This is a genomic window from Vogesella sp. EB (assembly GCF_001037925.1).
Classification (GTDB): Bacteria; Pseudomonadota; Gammaproteobacteria; order Burkholderiales; family Chromobacteriaceae; genus Vogesella; species Vogesella indigofera.
In genome coordinates this window covers 25764-51718 of sequence record NZ_LFDT01000008.1, presented here as the reverse complement: position 1 = coordinate 51718, position 25955 = coordinate 25764, and the positions used below count along the sequence as shown (strand labels likewise).

The following is a 25955-nucleotide window of genomic DNA, read 5'->3' as shown; positions in this document are numbered from 1 at the left end:
TCATTTATGGGGTGCGCTGGCTATAATGCCCGCACAACAAAGGTGAGGTCCGGGCCGGTGCCGCACGCGCTGCGCAGGGCGGGATCATCATTCTGACAACACTACCAAGGATTAAGGAGACGGAAGTAATGCTCGTCTGGTTCGTCGTTCTGTATCTGGCCGTTACTGTCGGTATCGGCCTCTATGCCTCAACCCGCGTGCACAACGCGAAGGATTTCGCCGCCGGCGGCCGCAGCATGCCGTTCCACATCGTGGCGGCGATGGTGTTTGCCACCTGGTTCGGTTCCGAGGCGGTGCTGGGCATTCCGTCCACCTTCATCGAGGAAGGCTTTGCCGGCATCGTCGAGGATCCGTTCGGCTCCTTCGGCTGCCTGATGCTGGTCGGCATCTTCTTCGCCCGCCCGCTGTACCGCCTCAACCTGCTGACCATGGGCGATTTCTTCCGCCAGCGCTACGGCTCGACGGTGGAGGTGATCACCAGTATCGCCATCATGCTGTCCTATCTGGGCTGGATCGCGGCGCAGCTGACCGCGCTGGGGGTGGTGTTCAACGTGCTGTCCGACGGCAGCATCAGCACCACGCAGGGCATGCTGATCGGCTCCGCCATCGTGCTGGTGTACACCCTGTTCGGCGGCATGTGGTCGGTGGCGCTGACCGACTTCTTCCAGATGACCATCATCGCCGGCGGCCTGATCTATCTGGTGTGGCTGTTCAGCGGCATGGCTGGCGGCGCCGACAAGGTGATCGCCAAGGCCGCCAGCGACGGCAAGTTCACCTTCATCACCAGCACCGAGCCGCGCGACATCGTCGCCTTCATCGGCGCGGCGGTGACCATGATGCTGGGCTCCATCCCGCAGCAGGACGTGTTCCAGCGCGTGATGTCGGCCAAGAGCGAGAAGATCGCGGTGCGCGCCACTCTGGTCGGCGGCGTGTTCTACCTGGTGTTCTGCATGCTGCCGATCTTCCTGATTTACGCCGCGTCGATGATCAAGCCGGAGCTGGTGCAGCACTGGCTGGCCGAGGACGCGCAGATGATTCTGCCGCGCATGATCCTGGAGGAAACGCCGCTGTTCGCGCAGGTGATGTTCTTCGGCGCGCTGCTGTCGGCGATCATGTCCACCGCGTCCGGCACCCTGCTGGCGCCATCGGTGATCTTCGTCGAGAACATCTTCAAGCAGTTCCGCCCGAAGATGAGTGACCGCGAGTTCCTGCTGGCCACCCGTGCCGCCATCCTGGTGTGCGCGTTCGGCACCACGCTGTTCGCGCTGTATTCCGATGCCTCCATCTACGAGATGGTGGGCAATGCCTACAAGGTGACGCTGGTGTCGGCGGTGGTGCCGCTGGCCGCCGGCCTGTTCTGGAAACGGGCCACCACGCAGGGCGCGCTGCTGGCGATCCTGCTCGGTGTCGGCAGCTGGATTCCGCTGGAACTGAGCTATAGCGACGCCGCATTCTGGCCACCGCAACTGGCCGGCCTGCTGATGAGCGTGCTGGGCATGCTGCTGGGTTCGCTGACACCGCAACGCTTTGCCGTGCGCCAGCTGCAGGTGCAGCGCGCCTGACGATTGCAGAAGTACTCCTGGGGAAGGGGACTGGCCGGGGCAACGCCCCGGCTTTTTTTCATGAACAGTCTGTTGCCGTGGCGCGGCTTGTCAGGCTTGCGGCCAACGTGGCAAGGTAGCAGGCTATGACGAAACCATTCCCCTCGCCGCGGCTGGCCTATCTGCTGCTGACGCTGACCGCGCTGTTCTGGTCCGGCAACTTCGTGCTGGCGCGCGCGATGCACGCCAGCGTGGCGCCCATGACCTTATCCTTTGCCCGCTGGAGCATCGCGCTGTGTCTGCTGCTGCCGTTCGGCGCCGCGCCGGCGTGGCGCCAGCGCGCGCTGTGGCTGCCGTACTGGCGCCGGCTGCTGGCACTGGCGTTGCTTGGCGTCACCGGCTTCAATTCGCTGGCCTACTGGGGGCTGCAGTACACCGCGGCCACCAATGCGGTGCTGCTCAATTCCTTCATCCCCATCCTGATCGTGCTGTTCGGTGCGCTGTTCTTCGGCGTGGCCATCGCCCGCCGCCAGGCGCTGGCGGTGGCGATCTCCTTTGCCGGCGTGCTGCTGGTAGTGGCGCACGGCGACTGGCACCGCTTGGCCGCACTCGACATCAACCGCGGCGACGCGGTGGTGTTCCTGGCGATGGTGGCGTGGGCGCTGTACACGCTGCTGCTGCGCGGCATGCCGCCGGCGCTGGATCGCATCGGCCTCTTGACGCTGCAGGTGGCGATCGGCCTTGCCGGCATCGCGCCGCTGTTCGCCTGGGAGCTGGCCGGCGGCCGCCACACGCCGCTGAACGCCGCCACGCTGGCCACCTTCGCCTACGTCGGCACCCTGCCGTCGGTGGCGGCCTACTATTTCTATAATCTGGGTGTGGCGCGCGTCGGCGCGGCGCGGGCCGGCATGTTCATCCACCTGATGCCCGGCTTTGGCGCCTTGCTGTCGATGCTGTTCCTCGGCGAAGCGCTGCAGCTGTACCACCTGGCCGGCATCACGCTGATCCTGGCCGGCGTCACGCTGGCGACACGCAGTCACACCTGAATTCCGCAAGCCAAGGAGAGCGCCATGAGCGAACAGGACAAACAGCAGGGGCTGGCACGGCGCACGCAGGTGATGGGCGAGGCCTTCGCCAGCCGCGCGATGCGCGATCTCGACGGCTTCAACCGCCCGCTGCAGGACTGGCTCAACGAGCACGCCTGGGGCAGCACCTGGCAGCGCGACGGACTGGAGCTGAAAACGCGCAGCCTGCTGACCTGCGCGATGCTGGCGGCGCTGGGGCGCAGCCAGGAGCTGAAAGGCCATATCCGCGGCGCCATCAACAACGGCGCCAGCCTGGTGGAAATCCGCGAAACCCTGCTGCACTGTGCGGTGTACGCCGGGGCGCCGGCGGCGGTGGAAGCGTTCCGCGCCGCGCGCGAGGTGCTGGACGAACTGGGGCTGTCGCTGCCGGAACACGAGTAGGGCCTGTTTGCCGTGCTGACGGCGCTGGCCGTTGCGGCCAACCTTGTTGCCAACAGGGTTGAATTCTGCGACACATGCCCCACACTCAGCTGATCACCCACCCTTCTTTTGAAAAGGAAGTACCCGATGGCAACCGTTACCCTGCGTGGCAATGCTGTAGACGTGGCCGGCGCCCTGCCGGTCAAAGGCGACAAGGCTCCGGCGTTCAGCCTGACCAATGGCGATCTGGCCGATGTCGGCCTGGCCGCCTTCGCCGGCAAGAAGAAGATCCTCAACATCTTCCCGTCCATCGACACCCCGACCTGCGCCACCTCGGTGCGCAAGTTCAACGAGAAGGCCGCCGGCCGTGACGGCGTGGCGGTGCTGTGCATCTCCGCCGACCTGCCGTTCGCGCAGAAGCGCTTCTGCGGCGCCGAAGGCATCGATGGCGTGAGCAACCTGTCCACCTTCCGCCACGCTGAATTTGCCGAAGCCTACGGCGTGAAGCTGGCCTCCGGCCCGCTGGCCGGCCTCACCGCGCGCGCGGTGGTGGTACTGGACGAGAACGACACCGTGCTGCACAGCGAGCTGGTGGCCGAGATCGGCAGCGAGCCGGACTACGACGCGGCACTGGCAGTGCTGTAAGTCACCCGCCAGGGTTGGCCGCAAGGCCGGCCCGCGATGCAAAACGGCGCTCATGCAGATGAGCGCCGTTTGTGTTTGCTGGCTATGCCGGTTCAGGCCGCGTCGCTGTTGCGGGATTCGAAGCGCGGCTTGTTGGCCGAGAACGGTACCGCAGCGCCGGTCTGGCTGTCGATGCGGAACCAGGCCAGGTCGCGGTTCATCTGCTCCGACACCTCGCGCCAGCGCCCCATCGCCGGCGCCAGCGATTCCATCTTGCCGAAGATGTCGCTGGCCAGCGCCGACACCTCGCTGCCGCGGCTGCGGATGTGGCTGCCGGCCTGGCTCTGCTGGTGGCTGGCTTCCGCCACCTCGCGCAGCACCTGGTTGATCGTGACCAGCGCGCTGTCCATGCTCAGCAGCGCCTCGCCCAGCGTGGTCTGCGCCACCACGCTGCCGTGGCTGGCCTGATGCGCGGCGTCCATGGTGGCGGCCAGCGCCTTGGTGGCGCCCTCAATGCGCAGCAGGGTGTCGAAGATGCCGGCGGTGGCGCTGGAGGTGCGCTCCGACAGCTTGCGCACCTCGTCGGCGACCACGGCAAAGCCGCGGCCGTGCTCGCCGGCACGGGCGGCCTCAATCGCCGCGTTCAGCGCCAGCAGGTTGGTCTGCTCTGCCACGTCGCGGATCATGTTGCTGATCTGCGCGATGTCGGCGATGGCGTGCTTCAGCTGCTCGGTCTCGCCCACCGCACCCTGGATGCGTCCGGCCAGCGCCTGCAGCGTGCCGGCGGTGTCGCCGGCCAGCTCGCGGGCGTGGGCGGTACGCTCGGTGGCGGTGTCGGCGTCCTGCAGCGCGCGGCGGATGTGGCTGACGATTTCCTCGGCCGAGCTGGCCACCGCGTTGGCGGCGTGGTTGCTGTGCTCGGCGGTTTCCGCCTGCTGGCGGGTGGTGCCGATCACGTGGTGGGTGAGGTCGAGAATGTCCTGTGCCTCGCGCTCGCTGCCGGCGGCATTGCTGCGCACGGTGCCGAGCAGCTCGCTGAGCTTGTCGAGGAAGCGGTTGATGTGGCCGGCGGCCTGCGACAGCTCGTCGCGGCCGCTGACCGGCAGCCGGGTGCTGAGCTGGCCTTCGCCGAGCAGGTCGGCGGCGTGCTGCATCGCGGCGATCTGCTTCTTCAGCCGTTGTGCCAGCAGCACCTGCGACAGCACCACCGCCACACTGGCGACGCCGAGCGGGCCCAGTACCAGCAGCACCAGTTGCAGCATCGCCTGCGCCATCGCGCTTTCGGCGCTGGCCAGCTGGCGCTGCTCGTTATCCAGCGTGCTGTCGATCAGGTTGACCAGCGGCACGATGCTGAGGCTGTAGGCGCGCTCCGGGATCGACAGCGCGTCTTCTGGCGCGGTTTCGGCGATGGTCAGCGCCGAGCGCAGGTTCTTGGCAAATTCCTGCCAGTAGCCCTGCGCCTTGCCGGCGAAGGCCTGGCGGCTGGCCGGCGGCAGTGCCTGGCTGATCGCCGGAATCAGCTTGGCGACGTTCTGCTGCACCCGCGCCAGCCGCGGCGCGGTGTCTTCCAGCAGCGGGTCGGCACGCGAGAGCGACAGCACTTCCGCCTTCAGCGTCTGCAGGTGGGTGGACAGCTGCTGCCGCTCGCGATAGTCGGCGAACTGGTGGCGCAGCGAAAACAGCTGCTGGCTGCTGAGCAGCATCACCACGATCAGACAGCCAAGGGTAAAGGCTACGGTTAGCCACAGGCGTTTTACCAGCGTCATTTTCAATCATCCCTTCAAGATGCCGACAGTGTAGGGCGGCGACATTACCGGGAGATGACGTGTTAACTTGGCCGTCATGGCGCCTGCTGCGTTGCCGCAGTAGCACCCTAACCGTTGCGGGTGACGTTTTGGTGACGCCGGCTCAGTGCTGATGCAGGCTTTGCCGCGGCCGGTAGGCGTGGCTGTCGGCGACGTCGGCCTGGGCGGCGGCCAGATAGCGCCCGGCGTAGTGGCGCCAGATGCCGCTGTCGAGGAACAGCCGGTACAGCTCGGGGTCGAGGTGGCCGTCCTCCGCCATCTTGCGCATGATCTGCAGCGCCTCCGACAGCGGCTTGGCCGGCTTGTACGGGCGGTCGGCGGCGGTCAGCGCCTCGAACACGTCGGCGATGGCCATCACCCGCGCCAGCACGCTCATGTCCTCGCCCTTCAGGCCGCGCGGATAGCCCTTGCCGTCGATGCGCTCGTGGTGGCCGCCGGCGATCTCCGGCACGTGGGCGAGGTGGGCGGGGAAGGGCAGCGCGTGCAGCATCTTGATGGTTTCGGTGATGTGGGCATTGATCTTGTAGCGCTCTTCCTCGGTCAGCGTGCCGCGGCGGATGGACAGGTTGGTCAGCTCGCCCTTGTGGTACAGCAGCTCCGGCACCTTGACCTTGAATCCCCAGCGCTTGTCGGCCGGCAGCGTGTCGGCGCCGCCGCGCGCGATGCGGTGTTCCGGCTTGTCGGCGAGCAGGTTTTCCTCGACCGGCAGCGACGGCGCGGCGATGCCGGCCAGCCGCGCGCGTTCCATCGGCCCCAGCCCGAGGCGATCGTCCAGCGTGCGCGTCCAGCGGCGGCCGGCGATCTGCTGCAGCCGCGCCAGATCGGCGTCGTCCATGAATTCGCCGCCCAGGTTGCAGCGCGCGACGAAGGCGAAGTCGTCGTCCAGCTGCGCCTTTTGCTGCTGGCACTGCTCTTTCAGCCGCGCGGCGTCCTCGCCGGCGGCGAGGCCCTGCCAGTAGGCGACATCGGCGTCGCGTTTCAGCAGCTCGAAGCGCATGCGGATCTCGTGGATGCGGTCGTACAGCGTTTCCAGCTTGGTGGCCTTGTCGACCACGTACTCCGGGGTGGTGACCTTGCCGCAGTCGTGCAGCCAGCTGGCGATGTACAGCGCCTCGCGGTCGGCGGCGCTGAGCTGGAAGCCGGCAAACGGCCCCTGCTGGCTCTGGTGCGCCGCCTCGGCCAGCGCCTGCGCCAGCTCCGGCACCCGCTGGCAGTGGCCGCCGGTGTACGGCGACTTGGCGTCGATGGCGCCGGCGATCAGCTCCACCAGCGCGTTCATCAGCTGCTGCAGCGCCGAGGCCAGGCGGCGGTTGTCGATGGCGATGGCGGCAAAGCCGACCAGCGCCTGCAGGTAGTTGATGCGGTGGCCGCTCTGGGTGTGGGCGATGCTCTCGCTGCTGGCCAGCACCAGCAGGCCCAGCAGCTCCTGCGATTCCAGCCGCAGCGGCAGCAGGATCAGCTGGCGGGTGTCCTCGCCCAGCAGGCTGCGCATTTCCACCGGGATCAGCGCAGGGTTGGCCGCAATCTGCTGCGGCGCGCTGGCGGCCAGCGTGTCTAGCAGCAGCGCGTCGTCCAGCGGCAGATTGCCCAGCTGCAGCGGCTGCTCGTGTTCGTCGCGGCTGATGGACGGCGCCAGCTGCGCACCGTCCATCAGCCACAGCCCGCCGCGCTGCGCCGGCAGCGCGTGCATGGTCGATTGCAGCACGGTGCCGAGCAGCTGTTCCAGCGCGTTCTCGGCGACCATGTCGCGGCTGAGGCCGATGAAATCGCGGATGGTGACCTTCATCGCCTCCGACGCCGCCATCAGCTCGTTCAGCTCGCGCACCGGGCTGGGCGGCAGGCTGCTGTCGGAAAAATCCAGCGACTGGATGCGGCCGGAGGCGGCCACCAGCTGCCGCAGCGGCTGGCTCAGCAGCCGCGACAGCAGCCAGCCCAGCGGCAGCATCAGCAGCAGGATCAGCAGCGGAATCCACGCCGCGCGCTCGGCCACCGCGCGGCCGGCGGCGAACAGCTCGTGTTCCGGCATCACCATCACCAGCTGCTGGCGGCTGCCGCCGGGCAGCGCCGACACCGCCACGTGCCACTGCTGGCCTTGCCACTCGATCACCGCCGGTGGCGCGGTGCCCGGGCGCCACTGCGTGCCCAGCGTCGCCAGTGCCGACGGCGCGCTCTCGCCGAGCTTGACCGGGCGCGGGTCGCGTTCGTCGGTATGGGTGCTGACCAGGATGTCGTGCGCGGTGTTGACGATGGCCATCTGCGCGGCGGCGCTGGGCAGGTTTTGGCGCAGGATGGTGCCCAGCGTCAGCAGGCGCAGGTCGGCGCCGGCCACCGCGCTGGCGTCGCCGTTCTGGTGCGCGTAGGTGAGGCCGATCAGGCCGGTGGTGCTGAAACGGTACGGCTCGGTGGCGGCGGCGCCGTGGCTGGCCACCGCCTGCTGGTACCACGGCCGCTGCCGCGGATCGTACACCCGGCGCAGCACCAGCTCCGGCTGCACGCTGTTCAGCGCGTCGTCGAGGAAGCTGAAGCGCTGCTCGGCGACGCCATCCGGCTGCTGCTGCACCAGCTGCCTGGCCCAGCGTGCGCCGGGGCCGGCATCCGGCAGCGCCTGGCGCGCGACGTCGTCCAGCCGTCGCAGCAGGAAAAAGTCGCCGTTGGGGTAGGCCATGTACACCGCCTGCAGCGCCGGGTTGCCGCGCAGCACCGCCACCAGCTGCCCGGTGTACAGCACCCGCTCTTCCATGCTGTAGGTCTCCGCCAGCGCAGAGTGCGCCAGCAGATTGGTGGTGGCGGCGGCACCGGCGCCGCTCTGCTCGATATTGCTGGTGATCAGGGTGCTGGTGGCGCGAAACAGGTTGTGTTGCGCCAGCGTCAGCTGGCTCTGCATCGCGCGGTAGTAGAAGAAGCCGAGCGCGGCCGCGGTGGCGAGGACCAGCACCGAGATCAGCACCGTCAGCCATACTTGTAATGACTGTCCGCTTTTGGGGAGAAGCTGTGGCATCACGTTGTGGCTCCGTTAAGGATGGCGCGCTCGGTACTGGCTATTTATGCTTGCAGTATTACAAATGTTTTATGCCTTGGTAATGAATAATGCACGTGGCACGGCATTTGCTGCCGGCCGCGCCACAATTGGTCACAGATTGGCTTTGTGCTTCTGCATCACCTTCAGGTAGTGCTCGGCGGAATACCTGAAGTAGGCCAGCTCGTCTTCGGTCAGCGGCCGTACCTGCTTCACCGGGTTGCCCAGGTACAGGTAGCCGGACGCCAGCCGCTTGTTCGGCGGTACCAGGCTGCCGGCGCCGATCAGTACGCGGTCCTCGATCACCGCGCGATCGAGGATAATGCTGCCGATGCCGACCAGCACTTCATTGCCGATGGTGCAGCCGTGCAGGGTGACGTGGTGGCCGATGGTGACGTGCTTGCCGATGGTGAGCGGCGCGCCCAGCGGATCGGATTCCTTGCGGTGGCTGACGTGCAGCATGGCAAAATCCTGCACATTGCTGCCTTCGCCGATGCTGATGCGGTTCACGTCGCCGCGCACCACCGCGCACGGCCACACCGACACGTTGGCCGCAAGTTCCACCTCGCCGATCACCACCGCGGCGGGGTCGATATAGCAGGAGTCGTCGATCTGCGGCTGATGGCCGTCGTAAGGGCGGATATTGCGATTCACTGATTTGTCCCTATCTCTAGAAAGATTCGCGCCGGCAACAGCACGGCGCACTGCCTACAGGATGCCAAACATGACCACCAATCCGCTACTGGACTTTAGCGATCTGCCGCGTTTTGCCGCGATCAAGCCCGAACACATTACCCCGGCGCTGGACGTGCTGCTGGCCAACGCCCGCGCCGCCATCGACAAGGTCATCGCCGCCGGCGGCGACGACTGGGACAGCGTGGCCGAGCCGCTGTCCGACGCCACCGAGCAGATCTCGCGCGCCTGGGGCGTGGTCGGTCATCTCAACGGCGTGATGGGCAACACCGACGGCCTGCGCGACGCGTACAACGCGGAAATCCCGCGCATCTCCGCCTTCTTCACCGAACTGGGGCAGAACCTCGACCTGTACGCGCGCTTCAAGGCCGTTGCGGCCAACCCTGCGTTTGCCGGCGCCTCCGCCGCGCGCAAGAAAATCATAGCCAACGACCTGCGCGACTTCCGCCTGTCCGGCGCCGAGCTGCCGGAGGCCGACAAGCAGCGCTTCGCCGCGCTGTCCAGCCGCCTGGCCGAGCTGTCCAACCAGTTCTCGCAAAACGTGATGGACGCCACCGACAGCTTCGCGCTGTACATCGACGACGTGGCCGAGCTGGCCGGCATCCCGGAGGACAGCATCGCCATGTACGCGGCGCTGGCCGAGGCCGACGGCCAGGCCGGCAAATACAAGCTGGGCCTGCAGTTCCCGCTCCTGTTCCCGGTGCTGCAGTACGCCGACAACCGCGCCTTGCGTGAAAAGCTGTACGAGGCCAACGCCAAGCGCGCCTCCGAGTTCGGCCCCGCCGAGCAGGACAACAGCGCGCTGATCCGCGAAAAACTGCAGCTGGCGGCGGAAGAAGCGCAGCTCTTGGGCTTCGCCAACTACGCCGAGCTGTCGCTGTACACCAAGATGGCGGAAAGCCCGCAGCAGGTGATCGATTTCCTGCGCGATCTCGCCCGCCGCGCCAAACCCTACGCCGAGCAGGACCGCGCCGAGCTGGAAGCCTTCGCCCGCGACGAGCTGGGCTTGGACACATTGCAGGCGTGGGACATCACCTACGCCGCCGAGAAACTGCGCGTTGCACGTTACGCCTTCTCCGAGCACGAAGTAAAACAGTACTTCCCCGAGCCGAAGGTGCTGGCCGGCCTGTTCAGCGTGGTGCACAAGCTGTACGGCATCACCGTCGAGCAGAAGGACGCTGAAACCTGGCACGAGGACGTGCGCTACTACCAGATCTTCAAGGACGGCGCGCTGCTGGGCGGTTTCTATCTCGATCTGTACGCCCGCGACGGCAAGCGCCCCGGCGCGTGGATGGACGACGTGCGCGGCCGCCGCCTGAAAAACGGCCAGGTGCAGACCCCGGTCGCCTACCTGGTGTGCAACTTCACCCGACCGCTGGGCGACAAGCCGGCCTACTTCAGCCACGACGAAGTCACCACCCTGTTCCACGAATTCGGCCACGGCCTGCACCACCTGCTCACCCGCGTCGACGAGCTGGGCGTATCCGGCATCAGCGGCGTGGAGTGGGACGCGGTCGAGCTGCCGAGCCAGTTCATGGAAAACTTCTGCTGGGAATGGGACGTGCTGCAGGGCATGACCGCGCACAGCGAAAGCGGCGAGCCGCTGCCGCGCGCGCTGTACGACAAGATGCTGGCGGCGAAGAACTTCCAGTCCGGCATGCAGACCGTGCGCCAGTTGGAGTTTTCGCTGTTCGACATGCTGCTGTACACCGACGCCAAGCCGGAGTCCGTCGACTGGCTGGCGCTGCTGGAAACGGTGCGCGACGAAGTCGCCGTCAACCGTCCACCGGCCTACAACCGCTTCCCCAACAGCTTCAGCCACATCTTCGGCGGCGGTTACGCCGCCGGCTACTACAGCTACAAGTGGGCGGAAGTGCTGTCCGCCGACGCCTACGCCGCGTTCGAGGAAGCCGGCGGTGCCAATCCGGAAGTCGGCCGCCAGTTCTGGGACGAGATACTGGCGGTGGGTGGTAGCCGTCCGGCGCTGGAATCCTTCCGCGCCTTCCGCGGCCGCGATCCGCAGATTGATGCGTTGTTGCGGCATAGCGGGATGAGTGAGGTGGCGGGGTCTTGATCGCCGATTAGCGGGAGAATGCGGCCAACGTTGGCCGCAGGTTTCATGACATAGAGCAAGGGCAAGCCGGATGGCTTGCCCTTTTGTCAGTTTTGGCTGATATGATGAATGGGCATGTAGGTGTTGAGTGGTTGTTGGTGAATCGCTCTCCAAAGGTGGAGCATTCGCTTTACGATAATTCTAGGTACGAGGTCAAGGAATAGAATGGCAAAAATGACAAAGGCCGAGGGCACCGCAATTGGATTTTTTATAGTGATAGGAACGCCAATATTTGCAGCATATAAATTAGTTGAAAGTATTGGATGGGTTTTACCGGTTTTAGGGGTAATGGGGATTCTTGCTATTTACCTCTGGTTTCAGCATAACAAACGGCAGAAACGAATAGCATATTTGCGTGGGAAGTATAGCGATGATCGTGTAGTACAGAACATTCTAAATGCTCTTGTTTGGCAAGGGCAAACGGAAGAGCAGCTACGGGATTCGCTTGGGTCACCAGTCGAAATTGACCAGAAATTAATGAAAACAAAATCCAGAAATGTTTGGAAGTACCAGCACAAAGGTGCTAACCGTTTTGGTCTACGTGTAACGGTTGAGAATGGACATGTTGTTGGGTGGGATAAGAAGGTTTAATTTTTTATAAACCTGTATGGATAGATATTAACGAGGTAAGTCGAGCTTGTAGGTTGGTTCTGAGCCTGCGAAGCCCAACGTTTACCGCGAGTGAATGAACAAGGTTGGCCGCAAGCCGTCATAGTTTGCGGCCAACCTTGTTTTTGTCCGGGGTATCCGCTGCGCGGATGTTTTTTAGCTGCCGCTTGCCGCGCGGCGGCGGGGAAGGGGGATGCCGCATCCCCCTTTCCAATCCCCGCTCTCCCGAAGGCGCAAGAATTCCCGTGCAAACCGCCGCCATCCCGGCGCCGCCCATATGCTGCGCTCAAAAGAGGGCGGCTTGTTTCCGGGCTGGCGACAATTTGCACGGCTTGCGCCAACGGGACGGGGTGCGTCGGTGCGGTTCTGGTTGTTGCGGGGCATGCATCATTGATGCCGACGTGTAATGCGGTAAGTTGGACTTGTAGGTTGGTGCTGAGCTTGCGAAGCCCAACGTTTACCGCGCATGAATGACCAAGGTTGGCCGTAAGCCGTGACGGGTTTGCGGCCAACCTTGTTTTTGTCTGGGGTATCCGCTGCGCGGAGTTTTTTTAGCTGCCGCTTTGCCGCGCGGACGGCGGAAAAGGGGCTACCGCCGCCCCTTTTCAAACCCCGCTCTCCCGAAGGCGCAAGAATTCCCGTGCAAACCGCCGCCATCCCGGCGCCGCCCATCCGCTGCGCTAAAAAGAGGGCGGCTTGTTTCCGGGCTGGCGGCAGTTTGCACGGCTTGCACCAACGGGACGGGCGCGTCGGTGCGGTTCTGGTTGTTGCGGGGTGTGCTCATTAATATAACGTGCGTCACCCGGCTTGCCGGGCGCCGCACCGGTGATACGCAAAGGTTGGCCGCAGAATAATTTTTGAAAGGACATACCTGATGGCTTGCCCTTTTGTCATACTGGCGTGCCATCTGTCGAGATGGCGAACTGCCAGACTGAACTGAGTTGCTGGCTTACACAATAAGTTGACTGTTTTCAGATTGAGCCACCATGCAAGCATATGAGTTCATCGAGGGGTACGAGCAGGTTGTTGCCCGGTTTGGGGTGTGGCCGAGTTTTCATGATGGCGAGGTGCTGCGAATTATTCTGGATCGGGTGCCTCGTTTACCAGACGGGGCAAGTGTCCCGTCAGTCGAGATTCACCTTCGTGGCTGGATCATGGGGCCAGAATTTTCTGAGGATGGCAGCTACAAACTCCACAACGATTCTGTCGTGCACCTGCTATTTGAAGACATTTTTGAATTCGAGCTTGAAGGCTTCAATCAACAGAATGTTGTGTCGTCGCTAAACCTCTCGCTGTGCGACGAGCCTCATGGGGGACGTGACACACTACACATAGAACTTGAACACTGCTATCAGTTTTGCTGTGAGTTCAAGGCTCTCCGCGCGAAAGTTATTGCTGTCACTCCATATGTCGAACCCTCCGCCCGTTAACCTGAAGGCAAGCAACGCGGTAAGTCGGGCATGTGTTGGTACTGAGCCTGTAAAACGCAACGGTTACCGCGAATCAATGAGCAAGGTTGGCCGCAAGCCGTAACGGGTTTGCGGCCAACCTTGTCTGGTTTGTGCCCGTCGCGGCGTGGCAGTTGTGGCTTACCACCGCTTTCTCATCCGCAGTTCCACCTGATGACGCTTCACCTTGACCGATACGCGGGTGTCGTCGTCCAGCCGCCAGCTGGGGCGCAGGTCGATCTTGTTGCCGCCGGAGAGTTCGTTTCTTTCCAGGATGAAGCTGGGTGTCGGCGGGGGGATGAAGGTCTTGTCGCCGGCGCTTGCCGTTTCCAGCTGCAGGATCAGCGGGGCGGTTCTGGCGCATTTGAGGATTTCCGACACACAGAGGGCGTGGGTCGGCTGGGCGATGCCTAGCAAGAGCAGGCTGAGCAGAAAAGAGCGTGTCATGGCGCGTGTCCCGCCGGGGCGACCCAGTGTCGCCGCTAGCTTCAGCATGGTTCATCCATGGCGACTTGCAAGCCCTGTTTTGGGGCGGGAGGGGGCGGCGGGCGGTGCTGTTGCGGCTTTGCCACGCGGCGGCATGACAGCGTTTTGGCTACCCCGTTGCCGGGTGTCGTTGCGGGGGCGGGTGCCGGGTGGAGGTGGCTAAGGGCTGCGGCCAAGGTTGGCCGCAGGCGTTCAGCGCTTGAAGGCGAGTTGCACCAGCAGGCCGCCCAGTTGCGGGCCGTCGTGCAGGCTGATGTCGATGTCGTGGAGGCGGCAGATGTCCTTGACGATGGCAAGGCCAAGGCCGCTGCCGCCGGGGGCGGCGTCGGGCAGCTGGTGGAAGCGCTCGAAGACCTGTTCGCGCTGCTCGGGCTGGATGCCGGGGCCGCTGTCCTCGATCTCGAAGATGCAGCCGCGGTCGCTGCCGGGGGCTGCGTCGTACAGGCGTAGGGTGATCACGCCGCCGCTCGGGGTGTGGCGTAGCGCGTTATCGAGCAGGTTGAGCAGCACTTCCTCGATCAGCATCTGCTTGCCGTGCAGCGGCACGTTCTGGTCGCGGCAACGGTTTTCCAGACCGAGGTCGATGTCCTTGCGCCGCGCGGCGGCCAGCTTGGCCATCACGATCTTCTCGATGCTGTCGAGCAGCGAAAACGGCGGCTGCGGCCGGTCGCGGCGCAACTGGTGGCTGCCGGAGTCCATCTTGGCCAGCAGCAGCAGCTGGTTGGTGAGGCGGGTGGTTTTCTTCAGCATCTGCTTCAGCTCGGTGAGGCTTTCGCGCATCACCTCCGGGCTGCCGTCGCGCAGCGCGTGGTCGGCCTGGGTGGTCATCACCGCTAGCGGCGTGCGCAGCTGGTGCGAGGCGTCGGCGGCGAAGCGCTGGTAGCGCATCAGCAGCTGGGCCAGGCGGCGGCGGTACTGGTTGATGGCGGCGACCAGCGGCAGCAGTTCGCTGTGGGTGGTGCCGACCTCGATGTCGCTGAAGTCGCCGGGTGGGCGGCGGATCACTTCCTCGCCCAGCAGGCGGATCGGCTGCAGGATGCGCGTCATCGCCAGCCCGACGAAGCACAGCGCGCAGAACACCAGGAGTCCCTGGCCCCACAGCGTGTAGTTGAGCACCTGGTGCGTCATGTACTGCCGCGCCTCGGTGGTTTCGGCGACCTCGACCTTGATCATGCCCTGCAGCCCGCCCTCGAACAGCGGCTTGTAGAAGGTGGCCATGCGGATTGGCCGTTCGCGGTAGATATCGTCGTGGAAGTGCACCAGCGCCGGGTACAGTTCGGTGCGCGGCGTGTTCTTCGGCATCTGCGGCAGGTCGCCGTAGCCGGAGATGATGTTGCCGGCAAAATCGCTGACGCGGTAGAACATCTGGCCGCGGTTGTCGTATTCGAAGTTGTCGAGCGCGATGTAGGGCACTTCCACGTGCAGCTTGCCGTTGCGCACCATCACCTGTTCCGCGATCACCCGTGCCGAGGCCAGCAGGGTGCGGTCGTAGGCCAGGTTGGCCGCGGCGCTGCTGATCTGGTAGGCGACCACGGTGTTGATGATCCACAACAGCAGCAGCGGCAGCAGCAGCCAGCGCACGAACTTGCCGAGCAGGCTGCGGCGGTTGAACAGCTGCTCAAGGCGCATCGCGCTGTTCCAGCAGGTAGCCCAGGCCGCGCAGGGTGGTGATGCTGACGTTGCTGCCGTCCAGCTTCTTGCGCAGGCGGTGGATGTAGACCTCGATCGCTTCCTGGTTGGCGTTGTCGTCGAGGGTGAACACCTGGTTGAACAGCCGTTCGCGGTTCAGCGGCTGGCCCTTGCGCCGGATCAGCACTTCCAGCACCGTGTGTTCGCGCCGCGTCAGCGTCAGCAGCTTGCCGGCCAGCTCGAAGAACTGCTGCTGCTTGCTGTAGCGCAGGTCGCCACACTGCAGCCACGCGTTTTCATGGCCCTGGTGGCGGCGCAGCAGCGCCTTCAGCCGCGCCTCCAGCTCGTCCAGCTCGAAGGGCTTGACCAGGTAGTCGTCGGCGCCCATTTCCAGGCCCTTGACCTTGTCCGACAGCTCGCCGCGCGCGGTGAGCACCAGCACCGGCAGGGTCTGGTGGCGGGCGCGCAGCCGTTGCAGGATGGTTTCGCCGGACAGCCGCGGCAGGTTCATGTCGAGGATGGCGAGGTCGTATTCTTCGGTTTTCAGCGCGTTGTCGGCGTCGATGCCGTCGCCGATCACGTCGACGACGTAGCCGCTGGCGGTCAGCGCCCGCGCCAGCCAGTGGGCGAGGTCGGGCTGGTCTTCTATCAGGATGATGCGCATGCTCTCTCTTTGTCTCTGTGCGTGCCGGGTGAAAGGTTGGTGAAAGTGCTTGTGCTTATGATCGTCTCCAATAATACGGAGCGTGATTCGCCAACCCCGGACAAGCGTTGCGCCTGACGGCGCGGGTGTCAATAGGCAGTATCGGGGGCAGACAAGGCGAACGGAATAATGAGGAGTCAACACATCATGGCAAGATCCTGTGTTGCCGTGCTGGCGGGCGCGCTGCTGCTGGTGTCGCTGGCTGCGGCCGCGGAGCCGGACGACCCGGAATGCATCGCCCCGGCGCGGCCCGGCGGCGGCTTCGACCTGACCTGCAAGCTGGCGCGCGCGGCGCTGAACGACAGCAAGCTGCTGACGCGCCCGCTGCGCATCACCTACATGCCGGGCGGCATCGGCGCGGTGGCCTACAACACCGTGGTGGCGCAGCGTCCGGCGGACGGCAACATCATCGTCGCCTTTTCCGGCGGCTCGCTGCTGAACCTGGCGCAGGGCAAGTTCGGCAAGTACAACGTCAACGATGTGCGCTGGCTGGCCGGGGTCGGCGCCGACTACGGCATGATCGCGGTGCGCGCCGATTCGCCGTACCAGAACCTGAAACAGCTGGTGGCGGCGGTGAAGGCGAACCCGAACGAGATCGTGTTCGGTGCCGGCGGCACCGTCGGCAGCCAGGACTGGATCAAGACGGTGCTGATCGCGCGCCAGGCCGGGGTCAGCCACCAGCAGATGCGCTACGTCGCGTTCGAGGGCGGCGGCGAGACCACCACCGCGCTGCTCGGCGGCCATATCCAGGCCGCGTCCGGCGATCTCAGCGAGGTGATGCCGCAGCTGGACCAGCGCAAGATTCGCGTGCTGGCGGTGATGTCGGACAAGCGCCTGCCGGGCCGGCTGTCCGGCATCCCCACCGCGCGCGAGCAGGGCTTCGACATCGTGTGGCCCATCATCCGCGGCTTCTATGTCGGGCCGAAGGTGTCGGCCGCCGATTACGCCTACTGGGAAACGAGCTTCCGCAAGGTGATGGCGACGCCGCAGTTCGCGCGCCTGCGCGAGGGCTACGACCTGTTCCCGTTCAGCCTCACCGGCGCGCAGATGGACGCCTACGTCAAACGCCAGGTGAAGGAATACCGCAAGATCGCCACCCAGTTCGGGCTGGTGTACCAGACACTGTGAGCGCCTGCCGGCGCTCGCCACCGGATCCACGTAGTACTCTCTTTTTCCACGCCTGACCGGCGTGGATTTTTTTATGCGGCGGCGGCGGAACTTGTGACGGGAGGGTGTGCTCCTACCCGAGGTTGCATGCAGTGAAAGAACTAGACGTTGGCCCCCGCCGCAAGCGGGGGCATTCTTTTTGGTGCGTCAGTGCTGCATCGCGGCCAGCGTCACGCCGGCCACCACGAACAGGCCGCCGGAGGTGCGCGAGAAGCGCTGCAAACGTTGGCCGCAGGCCAGCCACAGGCCCAGCCGGCCACCGGCGGCGGCCAGCAGCACGGCAACGACCAGGTCGGCCACCACCCAGGTGGCGGCCATCACCGCATATTGCGGCCACAGCGGCTGTTGCGGATCGAGAAAGCGCGGCAGCAGCGCACTGAAGAACACGGTGTCCTCCGGATTGCTGATCGCCAGCAGAAAGGCGGGACGGAAACCGCTCCACAGCTTGCTGGCCGGCGCGCTGCCGGCACCGCCGCCGATACTGAACGGCTTGCGCCACAGCGCCACCCCCAGCCACACCAGATAGCCGGCGCCGAGCAGCTTCACCACATTGAACGCGGTCGGCGAGGCCAGCAGCAGCGCGCTGATGCCCAGCGCCGACAGCGCCATCAGCAGCAGCGCCCCGGCGGAAAAGCCCAGCGCATTGGGAATGCCGCCACGGGCGCCGTGTTGCGCGCCGTGCGACAGGGTCAGCAAGGGCGCCGGGCCGGGCGCCGCCATCAACAGCACGATGGTGCCGAGGTACATCAACCAGTTATGGAATTCCATTACAACATCCTTGGCCCACGGCCCGGCCGGCAGCGGCAACACCGGCTCCGCCGCGGCTGGCGCAGGAAACGGGCGGCAGGCAGGCGGCATGACGGCATCACCGTGCGGCAAAAGGGCGGCAACGGGCGACAGGCACAGTACGGGCGCGGGACGCGGGTACTGCGCGTTTTACGACATCAAATCAGCGGGAAAGTAAGGCGGCGAACAGCGGCGGGAAGCTAACGGGGTGGCTCGGACTGGGTGTCCGGCTGGGCAGCGGCGTGCAGGGTGTCGCGATGACGGAAGGTCGGGGTACGCATGGCAAAGCTCTGCGCGATCGGCGCCAGGCGGTTGCGTTGCGGGTGCAGCGTCGGGCAAATGGCGACGGCGGACTGCGGCAGTTGTTTGGAATTGAACGACAATTTGGACATCCGGTTACGATAACGGGACCATTCTAGGCAGCCGCGCACGGCTTTGGCAAATCGGCATGTGGTGGCTGTTGTTTATTTGTTTAAACATGGTTGGGCAAAAATCAGCCACTTGGCGCTTTTTTTGGCGTGATTGTGTTTGGAATATTAGTCACTGGCGTGCTGCGCACTGGCGGGTGGCGGGCGCGGTTTGCCAGCCCGCAGCCGGCACGCTAAGGTGGCGGCCTGCAATCAATTAGGAGCCTCGCTATGCGTCTTGCCACCTGGAACGTCAACTCGCTGAAAGTGCGCCTGCCGCAAGTGCTGCAATGGCTGGCCGACAACCCGATCGAGGTGTTGTGCCTGCAGGAACTGAAGATGGACCACCCGGTGTTCCCGCTGGCCGAGATCGAGGCCGCCGGCTACCAGGCGGCGTGGTTCGGGCAGAAAACCTATAACGGCGTCGCCATCCTGGTGAAGAACGGCTGCAGCCTCGGCGACGTGGTGGCCGGCATTCCCGGTTACGACGACGAGCAGCGCCGCGTGATCGCCGCCACCGTCGACGGCGTGCGCGTGGTGTGCGCCTACTTCGTCAACGGCGAGTCGGTGGAATCGCCGAAGTACCAGTACAAGCTGCAGTGGCTGGCCGAGCTGGAGCGCTACGTCGCCAGCGAACTGGCCGTGCACCGGGATTTCGCGCTGCTGGGCGACTACAACATCGCACCGGAAGACCGCGACGTGTACGACCCGGAGGGCTGGCGCGAGCAGGTGCTGTGCACCACGCCGGAGCGCGACAGCTTCCGCCGTCTGATCGGCATGGGGCTGGCGGACAGCTTCCGCCTGTTCAACGACGAGGACAAGCAGTACAGCTGGTGGGATTACCGCGCGATGATGTTCCGCCGCAACATGGGCGTGCGCATCGACCACATCCTGATCAGCGACAGCCTGAAGGCACGCGCCAGCGGCTGCGTGATCGACAAGACCCCGCGCAAGTGGGAGCGACCATCGGACCACACCCCGGTGGTGATCACGCTGGCCTGAGATCGCGTGCCAGCCTGGCATTGAACATTGCGGCCAACCTTGTCCAAGGTTGGCCGCAATGCCGTTCAGGCCGCGGGCATCGCGATCAGGTCGGTGGCGCCGACATCCAGCCCGAGCTGCGACAGCAAGGTGGTGATCTGGCCGCGATGGTGGGTCTGGTGGTTGAACAGGTGCATCAGCACCTCGGGCAGCGGCCTGCTTTGCGCTTCGCCACGCATATTGTGGTAGTCCAGCGCCTGACCCAGCGCGGCCGGCGTCAGCTCCAGACTCCACTGCTCGATCAGCGCATCCAGCTCCCGGCGCCGTGCCTGCAGCGCGGCAAAGTCGTCGGCCAGCGGCAGGTCCAGACGCGCCGGCATCGCGATGTCGCGCAGTGGCTCAAGGCTGGCAAAGCCGGCCGGATGCGCTGCCAGCCGTTTCAGCCAGATGGTGTCGGCGACCAGCAGGTGGTTGAGCGTGCCGCTGATCGAGCCGAAAAAGGCGCCGCGCGCCTCATCCAGCACCGTTTGCGGCAGCGTGCCGGCAACGGCGTACAGCTTGTCGTTCATCCACTGGTTGTAACGGGCCATGTGCCGTACATAGTCGCGGCTGATCATGTCATCTCCTTGTTTGTGGTATCCGGCTGGCGGCGTGTCGCGCGCAGCAGCCCCCAGCCGGCGCCGGTGAGCAGGGCAAACCATAGCGCGAACCAGAACCAGCGGAAAAAGCTCCAGGTGGCTTCGCCGGCCTCGGCGAGGCGGATGGCGGTGACGTTGGGGTACAGCGACAGCATGTTGATGCGCCAGCCGTAGCTGGTGAGGTAGGCCGGCTGCCGGGCGTTTGCAATGGCGTTGGCGGTGGCCTGCACGTCGGAGGCGTCGAACTTGAAGTAGAACGGCCAGCCCCAGCCGGTGTCCTCGTTGCGGTAGACGCGCACGTCGTCGATGGCGTGCTGGGTGTAGATCAGGTACATGTCGCGCACCGGCTGGTCGGCCGGGTTCTGGCGGCTGATCGGCCCGTCCTTGTCCGCCAGCTTGACCTCGACACCGGTGATGGTGGTGATGCTGTGTTCCGGCAGGTAGTAGTCCAGCAGCGCGCTGCCGAGCAGGGCGACCAGCGCCAGCAGGGCGAGAGCGAATTTGCGTAGTGTGTGGCGCATGGTGGCAGCTCCGGAGGGCGATGATGCCAACATTGTACGGGCCGCCGGCAGCGGCTGTACACGGCGGCGGCAAGGTTGGCCGCAAGCGCGCCGCCCATGCAAAAGCGGCTTCCACCGCCGGCGCGGGGCCGGGATGAAAGCCGCTGTCGCGGGCTGGTGCGTGGCTTACTTGATCACGGTCACCGGCACCACCGACTGGTGCACCACGTCGGTGGCCACCGAGCCCAGCAACAGCTGGCCGAGGCCGCTGCGGCCGTGCGAGCCGATGATGATCTGGCTGAACGCCATCTCCTGCGCGTAGCGGGCGATGGTGTCGGCGATGTGGCCAACCGCGATGTGCTGCTGGCAGGCCTGACCGGCCTGTTGCAGCAGCGCGCTCGCCGCTTGCAGCGCGGCGAGGCCTTCCTCGCGGTAGTAGTCTTCCAGCTGGTCGTGGCCGACAAACAGGCGCACGTGGCCGGATTCGACCGGGATCTGCACGTTCAGCAGGTGCAGTTCCAGCGCCGGGTTGAGCTTGGCCAGTTGCAGGGCGTGTTCTACCGCGCGCAGCGCGTGCGCCGAGCCGTCTACCGGAATCAGGATACGAGTGCTCATGGTGTCCCTTTCTTAGCTGTGGTCTTTGTTGGCGGCCAGCGGAATCTCGTGCAGCGGCGCGGCGGCGGCGGTCTTGCGGCTGGCAAGGATCTTGCCGGTCAGGACCACCAGGATGGCACCGCTGGCGGCGCTGACGTAGTGCAGCCAGCTTGGCGCGTCGACCAGGTACGGTTTCACCACCACGTCGCCGATCACCATGTCGCCGGCGATCCAGCCCAGCAGCGCGGCACCGAAGGTGATCACGATCGGGAAACGGTCCATCAGCTTGAGCACGAACTTGCTGCCCCACACGATGATCGGGATGCTGATCACGATGCCGAACACCACCATGCCGAGGTTGCCCTTGGCGGCACCGGCCACCGCGATCACGTTGTCCAGGCTCATCACCGCGTCGGCGATGATGATGGTCTTGATGGCGCCCCACAGGTGGGTGCTGCCCTCAATATTGCCGTGGGCGTCGTCATCTTCCGGTTGCAGCAGCTTGATGCCGATCCACAGCAGCAGCAGCGCACCGACTACTTTCAAATATGGCAGCGCCAGCAGTTGCAGTGCGAAGAAAATCAGTACCACGCGCAGGCCGATGGCACCGGCCACGCCCCAGAAAATGCCGCGGCGGCGTTGTTCTTCCGGCAGTTTGCGGCAGGCCAGCGCGATCACGACCGCGTTGTCGCCGCCAAGCAGGATGTCGATGGCGATGATCTGCAGCACCGCCAGCCAGAAGGAGCTTTCAAACAGGATCTCCGGCATTGTGTTGTCCTTGTGCAGTGAAAAGTGTCAATTAAAAGGACACCTGGCCAGCAAAGAGCCAGGTGTCCCGGGAGGTTTGGTTTAACGTGCGCTGTCCAGCAGGGCCTGGCGGCGTTTCATCAGCGGCGGTACCACCAGGATGGCGGCGGTGACCAGCAGGATGACCAGCGAGATCGGGTGCGTCAGGAACACGGTCAGGTCACCCTCGTTGATCGACATGGCGCGGCGGAAGTGTTTCTCCGCCATCGGCCCGACGATCAGGCCGACCACCAGTGGTACCACCGGGAAGTCGAAGCGCCGCATCAGGAAGCCCAACACGCCGATTATATAGAGCAGCATCAGGTCGAACCAGCTCTGTCGCAGCGCGTAGGCACCCATGGTGGCCAGCACGATGATGCCGCCATAGAGCAGCGGGCGCGGCACTTTCAGGAACTGCACCCACAGGCCGACCAGCGGCAGGTTCAGCACCAGCAGCATCACGTTGCCGATGTACAGCGAGGCGATCAGGCCCCACACCAGTTCCGGGTTGGTATCGAACAGCAGCGGGCCGGGCACGATGTTGTACTGCTGGAACGCAGACAGCATGATGGCGGCGGTGGCCGAGGTCGGGATGCCCAGCGTCAGCAGCGGCACCAGCGTGCCGGTGACGGCGGCGTTGTTGGCCGCTTCCGGTCCGGCCACGCCCTCGATGGCGCCCTTGCCGAACTGCTTGCGCGTCTTTTCGTCGGCCAGCTTGCGCTCGGCGGAGTAGGACAGGAAGGTCGGCATCTCGGTGCCGCCGGCCGGCAGGGTGCCGAACGGGAAGCCGATGGCGGTACCGCGCAACCACGGTTTCCACGAGCGTTTCCAGTCGTCCTTGCTCATCCAGAAGCTGCCCTTCAGCGATTCGATGCGGCCGGCGATCTTGTTCTCGTAGGTGGCGGTGTAAAGCGTCTCGCCCACAGCGAACAGGCCCATCGCCACCACCACGATGTCGATGCCATCAATCAGCGGCAGCAGCCCGAAGGTGAAGCGCGACTGTCCCGACTGGCCCTCGATGCCGATCAGGCCCATGGACAGGCCCAGCAGCAGCGCGATGAAGCCTTTCAGCGGCGAGTTGCCGAGCACCGCCGACACCGCGGCGAAGGTCAGCATCATCAGCGCGAAGGTTTCCACCGGGCCCAGCTGCAGTGCGAAGCCGGCGATCACCGGCGCCAGCAATGTCAGCAGCACGGTGGCGATGGAGCCGGCGACGAAGGAGCCGATGGCGGCGGTGGACAGCGCCGGACCGGCGCGCCCCATCTTCGCCATCTTGTTGCCTTCCAGCGCCGACACGATGGAGCCGGCTTCACCGGGGGTGTTGAGCAGGATGGAGGTGGTGGAACCGCCGAACATGGCGCCGTAGTAGACACCGGCCAGCATGATCAGCGCGCCGGTCGGGTCGACGCTTTGCGTCACCGGCAGCAGCAGCGCCACGGTTACCGCCGGGCCGACGCCGGGCAGCACGCCGATGGCGGTGCCCAGCGTGCAGCCGAGCAGCGCCCACAGCAGGTTGGCCGGGGTCAGCGCGGTGGCAAACCCCAGACTGAACAGGGCATTCAAGGAATCCATTTACAGCACCCCCGTGATCAACGCCGGCAGGTTCAGCCCCAGCGTCTTGAACAAGTGAAACAGGCCGAGGGCCAGCAGGAAGGACAGCACCAGATCCAGCGCCGGACGGCGTGTCTCCAGCGCGCGGCAGATGCCGAAGCAGAGGAAGGTGCCGGCCAGGGTAAAGCCGACCAGGCCGATCAGCGCCATGTGCGCCAGCAGGCTGCCGCTGGCAATGATGAACATGTTCCAGTTGGCCTCGCCGCGTACGGCGGCTTCTTCCGCTTCCAGTTGTTCCGTGTCGTCTTCGCCTGCGCTGAGGATGGTGTCCGGCCCGTTACGGTGGCGGCGCTGCATCAGCAACGCGCCCCCGGCAACGATCAGACCGGCCACCACCAGCGAAGGAAAGAAGCGCGGACCGATGCCGGCATAACCGGCCTCCTCAGGGATATCGCCGATCTGCCAGGCCATCACCAGGCCGATCAGGATGATCCCGATGGCGAGCAGCTGCTCGCCGGTTACGCGCTTGATCATGGCTTAGTTACCCAGCTTCAGTTTCTTGACGGTGGCTGCGGTGCGCTTGATGTCTTCGTTGAGGAAGGCCTTGAAGCTGTCGCCGCTTTGCAGCATGTCCAGCCATTCCATCTTCTCGGCCTTGGCTTTCCAGCTTGGCGACTTGACCGCGGTTTCCACCATCTTGATCAGATCGTTGCGCTGGGCGGGGGTGATGCCGGGGGCGCCAAACACGCCGCGCCAGTTGTACACCACCACGTCGGTGCCCTGCTCGCGCAGGGTCGCTACCGGGATGTCGGCGTTGCGGGTGGAGGCGGAGATCCCCAGCGCGCGCACCTTGCCGGCCTTGATCAGGTCGGCCAGCTCGCCGTAGCCGCTGATGTAGGCGGAGATCTGGTTGCCGAGGATGGCTGCCTTGCCCTCGCCGCCGCCGGCGAACGGGATGTAGTTCAGCTTGTCGGGATCAACGCCGGCTTTCTCCGACATCAGGCTGGCCATGATGTGGTCGATGCCACCGGCCGAGCCGCCGCCGATGCTCACCGCACCCGGTTTCGCCTTGTAGGCGGCCATCAGGTCTTTCAGGTTCTTGAACGGCGAGGCGGTCGGTACCACGATGACGTTGAACTCACCCATCAGGCGCGAGATCGGGGTCACCATGCCGAAGTTGACCGGCGACTTGTTGGTTTCCAGCGCGCCGACGGTGACGGCACCGGCCACCAGCAGCGCGTGCGGGTTGCCTTTTTCGTTATTGACGAACTGTGCCATGCCGATGGCCCCACCGGCCCCGGCCTTGTTCTCGACCACCACGCTTTTGGCCTGGCCGGACGCCTGCAGCGCTTCGCCGAGGGTACGGGCGATGGTGTCAAAGCCGCCGCCCGGGTTGGCCGGCGCCATGATCTTGAATTGCTCTACCTGGGCCTGGGCGACAAACGGGGTGACCGCCAGTAGGCAGCTTACGAACAGTTTCGACAGTTTCATTGTGTAATCTCCGGAGTGTTGCATATTGTTGTGTATGCCGAGGTGGCATCAGCGGGAGCTTGGCTCCTCACCCTGTGCGTCCCCTGCGGCTTGACGTTGCCTGCCGTGCAGGTCACGCCACCTCAGGTGGGGCGAGCAAATTATAGGGTGGTCAAGCTTTCAACTAGCTTTCAGCGCGGCAAGCAGTTTCAATGTCGCTAGCCCGTGCATTTGGCATAGGTAAAGATGCGCCGGAATACAAGCCTGCTTGCCGTAGCGGCATGGCATCAGCGTCGGGCAAACGGTGGTGCCGCTGTGCTGTACTGGCCGCCGCCGCCGGGCGCGGACGAGCGCTTGCTGGCTTTTATGGGATTTATTAACGATAAAACAAAAATAAATTCAATTAATCGTTGACCGGGGGAGGGATGCTGCGTATAACGGTGCTGGCAGGACCTTCAAGCAGCAGATTGCTTGCGACATCGTTGATCCACCTCAAAAGCGGCACGTCATTGTTACCGGTTTGATTCCTTGATCGTCATGCACCTGGGCAATTGCCCGTCAATCTCGTTTTAAAGGAATTAAAAATGGAAACTGGTACCGTTAAATGGTTTAACGATGCAAAAGGCTTTGGCTTCATCACTCCAGATGCAGGCGGCAACGACCTGTTCGCTCACTTCTCCGAAGTGCGCTCGGAAGGCTTCAAATCGCTGACCGAAGGCCAGAAAGTTAGCTACACCCCAGGTATGGGTCAAAAAGGCCCACAAGCCACCAATATCCAGGCTCTGTAATTTTTTACAGCGTTTGATAAAAACCCCGCTACGGCGGGGTTTTTTGTTTTCCCCGCCCCTTACCGCGACTGCCGTGGCGGGTGCACACCGGCACAATGTCCGCCAACGGACGTTGTGCCTTTTTGTTGCCGGAGAAGCGGGGGCTGTGACGCCGCATGCTGTTGCCGGTGACGGG

General features: G+C 64.7%; 25 protein-coding genes. 10 read left to right on the top strand and 15 right to left on the bottom strand.

All coding sequences use genetic code 11. The features are described 5' to 3' along the window. Positions 1-128 precede the first annotated feature (128 nt). The 4 genes from ACG97_RS06740 (at position 129) to tpx (ending at position 3631) form a co-directional block, all read left to right on the top strand. On the top strand, positions 129-1562 hold the full coding sequence (locus tag ACG97_RS06740; protein ID WP_047966588.1) for a sodium:solute symporter family protein: 1434 nt from the start codon (positions 129-131) through the stop codon (positions 1560-1562). A 125-nt stretch (positions 1563-1687) separates the two neighbouring features. Further along, positions 1688-2587, top strand: a complete 900-nt coding sequence (locus tag ACG97_RS06735) for a DMT family transporter (RefSeq protein WP_047966587.1) — start codon at positions 1688-1690, stop codon at positions 2585-2587. Between the two features lie 24 nt (positions 2588-2611). Continuing rightward, positions 2612-3007 (top strand): carboxymuconolactone decarboxylase family protein, encoded by a 396-nt coding sequence (locus ACG97_RS06730; protein WP_047966586.1) that lies wholly within the window; start codon positions 2612-2614, stop codon positions 3005-3007. Positions 3008-3133: 126 nt separating this feature from the next. After that, positions 3134-3631 (top strand): thiol peroxidase, encoded by a 498-nt coding sequence (gene tpx / locus ACG97_RS06725; RefSeq protein ID WP_047966585.1) that lies wholly within the window; start codon positions 3134-3136, stop codon positions 3629-3631. 92 nt (positions 3632-3723) lie between these two features. Here the strand turns inward: tpx and ACG97_RS06720 are convergent, their stop codons facing one another. The 3 genes from ACG97_RS06720 to ACG97_RS06710 all read right to left on the bottom strand — a co-directional run bounded on the left by ACG97_RS06720 (position 3724) and on the right by ACG97_RS06710 (position 9085). Continuing rightward, entirely contained in the window at positions 3724-5376 is a 1653-nt protein-coding gene (locus tag ACG97_RS06720; RefSeq protein ID WP_082133676.1) for a methyl-accepting chemotaxis protein, read from the bottom strand. Between the two features lie 142 nt (positions 5377-5518). Next, positions 5519-8413, bottom strand: coding sequence for an HD domain-containing phosphohydrolase (locus ACG97_RS18040; protein WP_047966584.1), 2895 nt, complete (start codon positions 8411-8413; stop codon positions 5519-5521). 132 nt (positions 8414-8545) lie between these two features. Then, the gene (locus ACG97_RS06710) at positions 8546-9085 is read right to left on the bottom strand and encodes a gamma carbonic anhydrase family protein (protein WP_047966583.1); all 540 of its coding nucleotides are present in this window, start codon (positions 9083-9085) and stop codon (positions 8546-8548) included. A 70-nt stretch (positions 9086-9155) separates the two neighbouring features. Here ACG97_RS06710 and ACG97_RS06705 point away from each other — a divergent pair, with 70 nt between their 5' ends. The 3 genes from ACG97_RS06705 (at position 9156) to ACG97_RS06700 (ending at position 13276) form a co-directional block, all read left to right on the top strand. Next, positions 9156-11198 (top strand): M3 family metallopeptidase, encoded by a 2043-nt coding sequence (locus tag ACG97_RS06705; RefSeq protein ID WP_047966582.1) that lies wholly within the window; start codon positions 9156-9158, stop codon positions 11196-11198. Positions 11199-11402: 204 nt separating this feature from the next. After that, positions 11403-11828, top strand: coding sequence for a hypothetical protein (locus tag ACG97_RS17190; RefSeq protein ID WP_202902714.1), 426 nt, complete (start codon positions 11403-11405; stop codon positions 11826-11828). A gap of 1004 nt (positions 11829-12832) precedes the next feature. Further along, the gene (locus ACG97_RS06700; protein ID WP_047966581.1) at positions 12833-13276 is read left to right on the top strand and encodes an Imm50 family immunity protein; all 444 of its coding nucleotides are present in this window, start codon (positions 12833-12835) and stop codon (positions 13274-13276) included. Between the two features lie 159 nt (positions 13277-13435). On the opposite strand, the gene ACG97_RS16915 is transcribed toward ACG97_RS06700, so the two are convergent. The 3 genes from ACG97_RS16915 to ACG97_RS06685 form a co-directional block, all read right to left on the bottom strand. Then, positions 13436-13741 (bottom strand): hypothetical protein, encoded by a 306-nt coding sequence (locus ACG97_RS16915; RefSeq protein ID WP_156167989.1) that lies wholly within the window; start codon positions 13739-13741, stop codon positions 13436-13438. A 231-nt stretch (positions 13742-13972) separates the two neighbouring features. Next, positions 13973-15409: a sensor histidine kinase gene (locus tag ACG97_RS06690; RefSeq protein WP_047966580.1), complete on the bottom strand. Its 1437-nt coding sequence runs from the start codon at positions 15407-15409 to the stop codon at positions 13973-13975. Further along, positions 15399-16073 (bottom strand): response regulator, encoded by a 675-nt coding sequence (locus ACG97_RS06685; protein WP_047966579.1) that lies wholly within the window; start codon positions 16071-16073, stop codon positions 15399-15401. Before ACG97_RS06685 ends, ACG97_RS06690 begins: the two co-directional genes overlap by 11 nt. Positions 16074-16259: 186 nt before the next feature. Between ACG97_RS06685 and ACG97_RS06680 the strand changes: the two genes are divergently transcribed. After that, the gene (locus ACG97_RS06680) at positions 16260-17240 is read left to right on the top strand and encodes a tripartite tricarboxylate transporter substrate binding protein (protein WP_047966578.1); all 981 of its coding nucleotides are present in this window, start codon (positions 16260-16262) and stop codon (positions 17238-17240) included. Between the two features lie 186 nt (positions 17241-17426). Here ACG97_RS06680 and ACG97_RS06675 read toward each other — a convergent pair whose 3' ends face one another. After that, a complete protein-coding gene (locus ACG97_RS06675; RefSeq protein WP_047966661.1) occupies positions 17427-18047 on the bottom strand; it encodes a LysE family translocator in 621 nt (206 codons plus the stop codon). 218 nt (positions 18048-18265) lie between these two features. Beyond that, a complete protein-coding gene (locus ACG97_RS06670) occupies positions 18266-18448 on the bottom strand; it encodes a hypothetical protein (protein ID WP_147424464.1) in 183 nt (60 codons plus the stop codon). A gap of 255 nt (positions 18449-18703) precedes the next feature. On the opposite strand from ACG97_RS06670, the gene xth reads away from it, so the two are divergent. Next, positions 18704-19474 carry an exodeoxyribonuclease III gene (gene xth, locus ACG97_RS06665; RefSeq protein ID WP_047966576.1) on the top strand — a complete coding sequence of 257 codons (771 nt, stop codon included), beginning with the start codon at positions 18704-18706 and terminating at the stop codon, positions 19472-19474. 65 nt (positions 19475-19539) lie between these two features. Here the strand turns inward: xth and ACG97_RS06660 are convergent, their stop codons facing one another. The 7 genes from ACG97_RS06660 to ACG97_RS06630 form a co-directional block, all read right to left on the bottom strand. Further along, complete coding sequence (locus tag ACG97_RS06660) at positions 19540-20070, bottom strand: DinB family protein (RefSeq protein WP_047966575.1); 531 nt, start codon at positions 20068-20070, stop codon at positions 19540-19542. Beyond that, on the bottom strand, positions 20067-20612 hold the full coding sequence (locus tag ACG97_RS06655) for a DUF1523 family protein (protein WP_047966574.1): 546 nt from the start codon (positions 20610-20612) through the stop codon (positions 20067-20069). Before ACG97_RS06655 ends, ACG97_RS06660 begins: the two co-directional genes overlap by 4 nt. A 165-nt stretch (positions 20613-20777) precedes the next feature. Beyond that, positions 20778-21206, bottom strand: a complete 429-nt coding sequence (locus ACG97_RS06650; RefSeq protein WP_047966573.1) for a universal stress protein — start codon at positions 21204-21206, stop codon at positions 20778-20780. Positions 21207-21218: 12 nt separating this feature from the next. Next, entirely contained in the window at positions 21219-21953 is a 735-nt protein-coding gene (locus ACG97_RS06645; RefSeq protein WP_047966572.1) for a TerC family protein, read from the bottom strand. 81 nt (positions 21954-22034) lie between these two features. Further along, positions 22035-23543 carry a tripartite tricarboxylate transporter permease gene (locus ACG97_RS06640; RefSeq protein ID WP_047966571.1) on the bottom strand — a complete coding sequence of 503 codons (1509 nt, stop codon included), beginning with the start codon at positions 23541-23543 and terminating at the stop codon, positions 22035-22037. Next, positions 23544-24056 carry a tripartite tricarboxylate transporter TctB family protein gene (locus ACG97_RS06635; protein ID WP_047966570.1) on the bottom strand — a complete coding sequence of 171 codons (513 nt, stop codon included), beginning with the start codon at positions 24054-24056 and terminating at the stop codon, positions 23544-23546. It lies immediately after the preceding gene. 3 nt (positions 24057-24059) lie between these two features. Further along, positions 24060-25013, bottom strand: a complete 954-nt coding sequence (locus tag ACG97_RS06630; protein WP_047966569.1) for a tripartite tricarboxylate transporter substrate binding protein — start codon at positions 25011-25013, stop codon at positions 24060-24062. 563 nt (positions 25014-25576) lie between these two features. On the opposite strand from ACG97_RS06630, the gene ACG97_RS06625 reads away from it, so the two are divergent. Then, positions 25577-25780 (top strand): cold-shock protein, encoded by a 204-nt coding sequence (locus ACG97_RS06625; RefSeq protein ID WP_047966568.1) that lies wholly within the window; start codon positions 25577-25579, stop codon positions 25778-25780. Positions 25781-25955 lie beyond the last annotated feature (175 nt).

Bases quoted from the DNA above. Each gene is read 5' to 3' on its own strand.
- ACG97_RS06660 (WP_047966575.1), bottom strand. From the start codon at position 20,070: ATGATCAGCCGCGACTATGTACGGCACATGGCCCGTTACAACCAGTGG.
- ACG97_RS06680 (WP_047966578.1), top strand. From the start codon at position 16,260: ATGGCAAGATCCTGTGTTGCCGTGCTGGCGGGCGCGCTGCTGCTGGTG.
- ACG97_RS06625 (WP_047966568.1), top strand. From the start codon at position 25,577: ATGGAAACTGGTACCGTTAAATGGTTTAACGATGCAAAAGGCTTTGGC.
- ACG97_RS06645 (WP_047966572.1), bottom strand. From the start codon at position 21,953: ATGCCGGAGATCCTGTTTGAAAGCTCCTTCTGGCTGGCGGTGCTGCAG.
- ACG97_RS06705 (WP_047966582.1), top strand. From the start codon at position 9,156: ATGACCACCAATCCGCTACTGGACTTTAGCGATCTGCCGCGTTTTGCC.
- ACG97_RS06635 (WP_047966570.1), bottom strand. From the start codon at position 24,056: ATGATCAAGCGCGTAACCGGCGAGCAGCTGCTCGCCATCGGGATCATC.
- ACG97_RS06630 (WP_047966569.1), bottom strand. From the start codon at position 25,013: ATGAAACTGTCGAAACTGTTCGTAAGCTGCCTACTGGCGGTCACCCCG.
- ACG97_RS06690 (WP_047966580.1), bottom strand. From the start codon at position 15,409: ATGCGCCTTGAGCAGCTGTTCAACCGCCGCAGCCTGCTCGGCAAGTTC.
- ACG97_RS06650 (WP_047966573.1), bottom strand. From the start codon at position 21,206: ATGAGCACTCGTATCCTGATTCCGGTAGACGGCTCGGCGCACGCGCTG.
- ACG97_RS06700 (WP_047966581.1), top strand. From the start codon at position 12,833: ATGCAAGCATATGAGTTCATCGAGGGGTACGAGCAGGTTGTTGCCCGG.
- tpx (WP_047966585.1), top strand. From the start codon at position 3,134: ATGGCAACCGTTACCCTGCGTGGCAATGCTGTAGACGTGGCCGGCGCC.
- ACG97_RS06720 (WP_082133676.1), bottom strand. From the start codon at position 5,376: ATGACGCTGGTAAAACGCCTGTGGCTAACCGTAGCCTTTACCCTTGGC.
- ACG97_RS06640 (WP_047966571.1), bottom strand. From the start codon at position 23,543: ATGGATTCCTTGAATGCCCTGTTCAGTCTGGGGTTTGCCACCGCGCTG.
- ACG97_RS06685 (WP_047966579.1), bottom strand. From the start codon at position 16,073: ATGCGCATCATCCTGATAGAAGACCAGCCCGACCTCGCCCACTGGCTG.
- ACG97_RS06655 (WP_047966574.1), bottom strand. From the start codon at position 20,612: ATGCGCCACACACTACGCAAATTCGCTCTCGCCCTGCTGGCGCTGGTC.
- ACG97_RS16915 (WP_156167989.1), bottom strand. From the start codon at position 13,741: ATGACACGCTCTTTTCTGCTCAGCCTGCTCTTGCTAGGCATCGCCCAG.
- ACG97_RS06735 (WP_047966587.1), top strand. From the start codon at position 1,688: ATGACGAAACCATTCCCCTCGCCGCGGCTGGCCTATCTGCTGCTGACG.
- xth (WP_047966576.1), top strand. From the start codon at position 18,704: ATGCGTCTTGCCACCTGGAACGTCAACTCGCTGAAAGTGCGCCTGCCG.
- ACG97_RS18040 (WP_047966584.1), bottom strand. From the start codon at position 8,413: ATGCCACAGCTTCTCCCCAAAAGCGGACAGTCATTACAAGTATGGCTG.
- ACG97_RS06740 (WP_047966588.1), top strand. From the start codon at position 129: ATGCTCGTCTGGTTCGTCGTTCTGTATCTGGCCGTTACTGTCGGTATC.
- ACG97_RS17190 (WP_202902714.1), top strand. From the start codon at position 11,403: ATGGCAAAAATGACAAAGGCCGAGGGCACCGCAATTGGATTTTTTATA.
- ACG97_RS06675 (WP_047966661.1), bottom strand. From the start codon at position 18,047: ATGGAATTCCATAACTGGTTGATGTACCTCGGCACCATCGTGCTGTTG.
- ACG97_RS06730 (WP_047966586.1), top strand. From the start codon at position 2,612: ATGAGCGAACAGGACAAACAGCAGGGGCTGGCACGGCGCACGCAGGTG.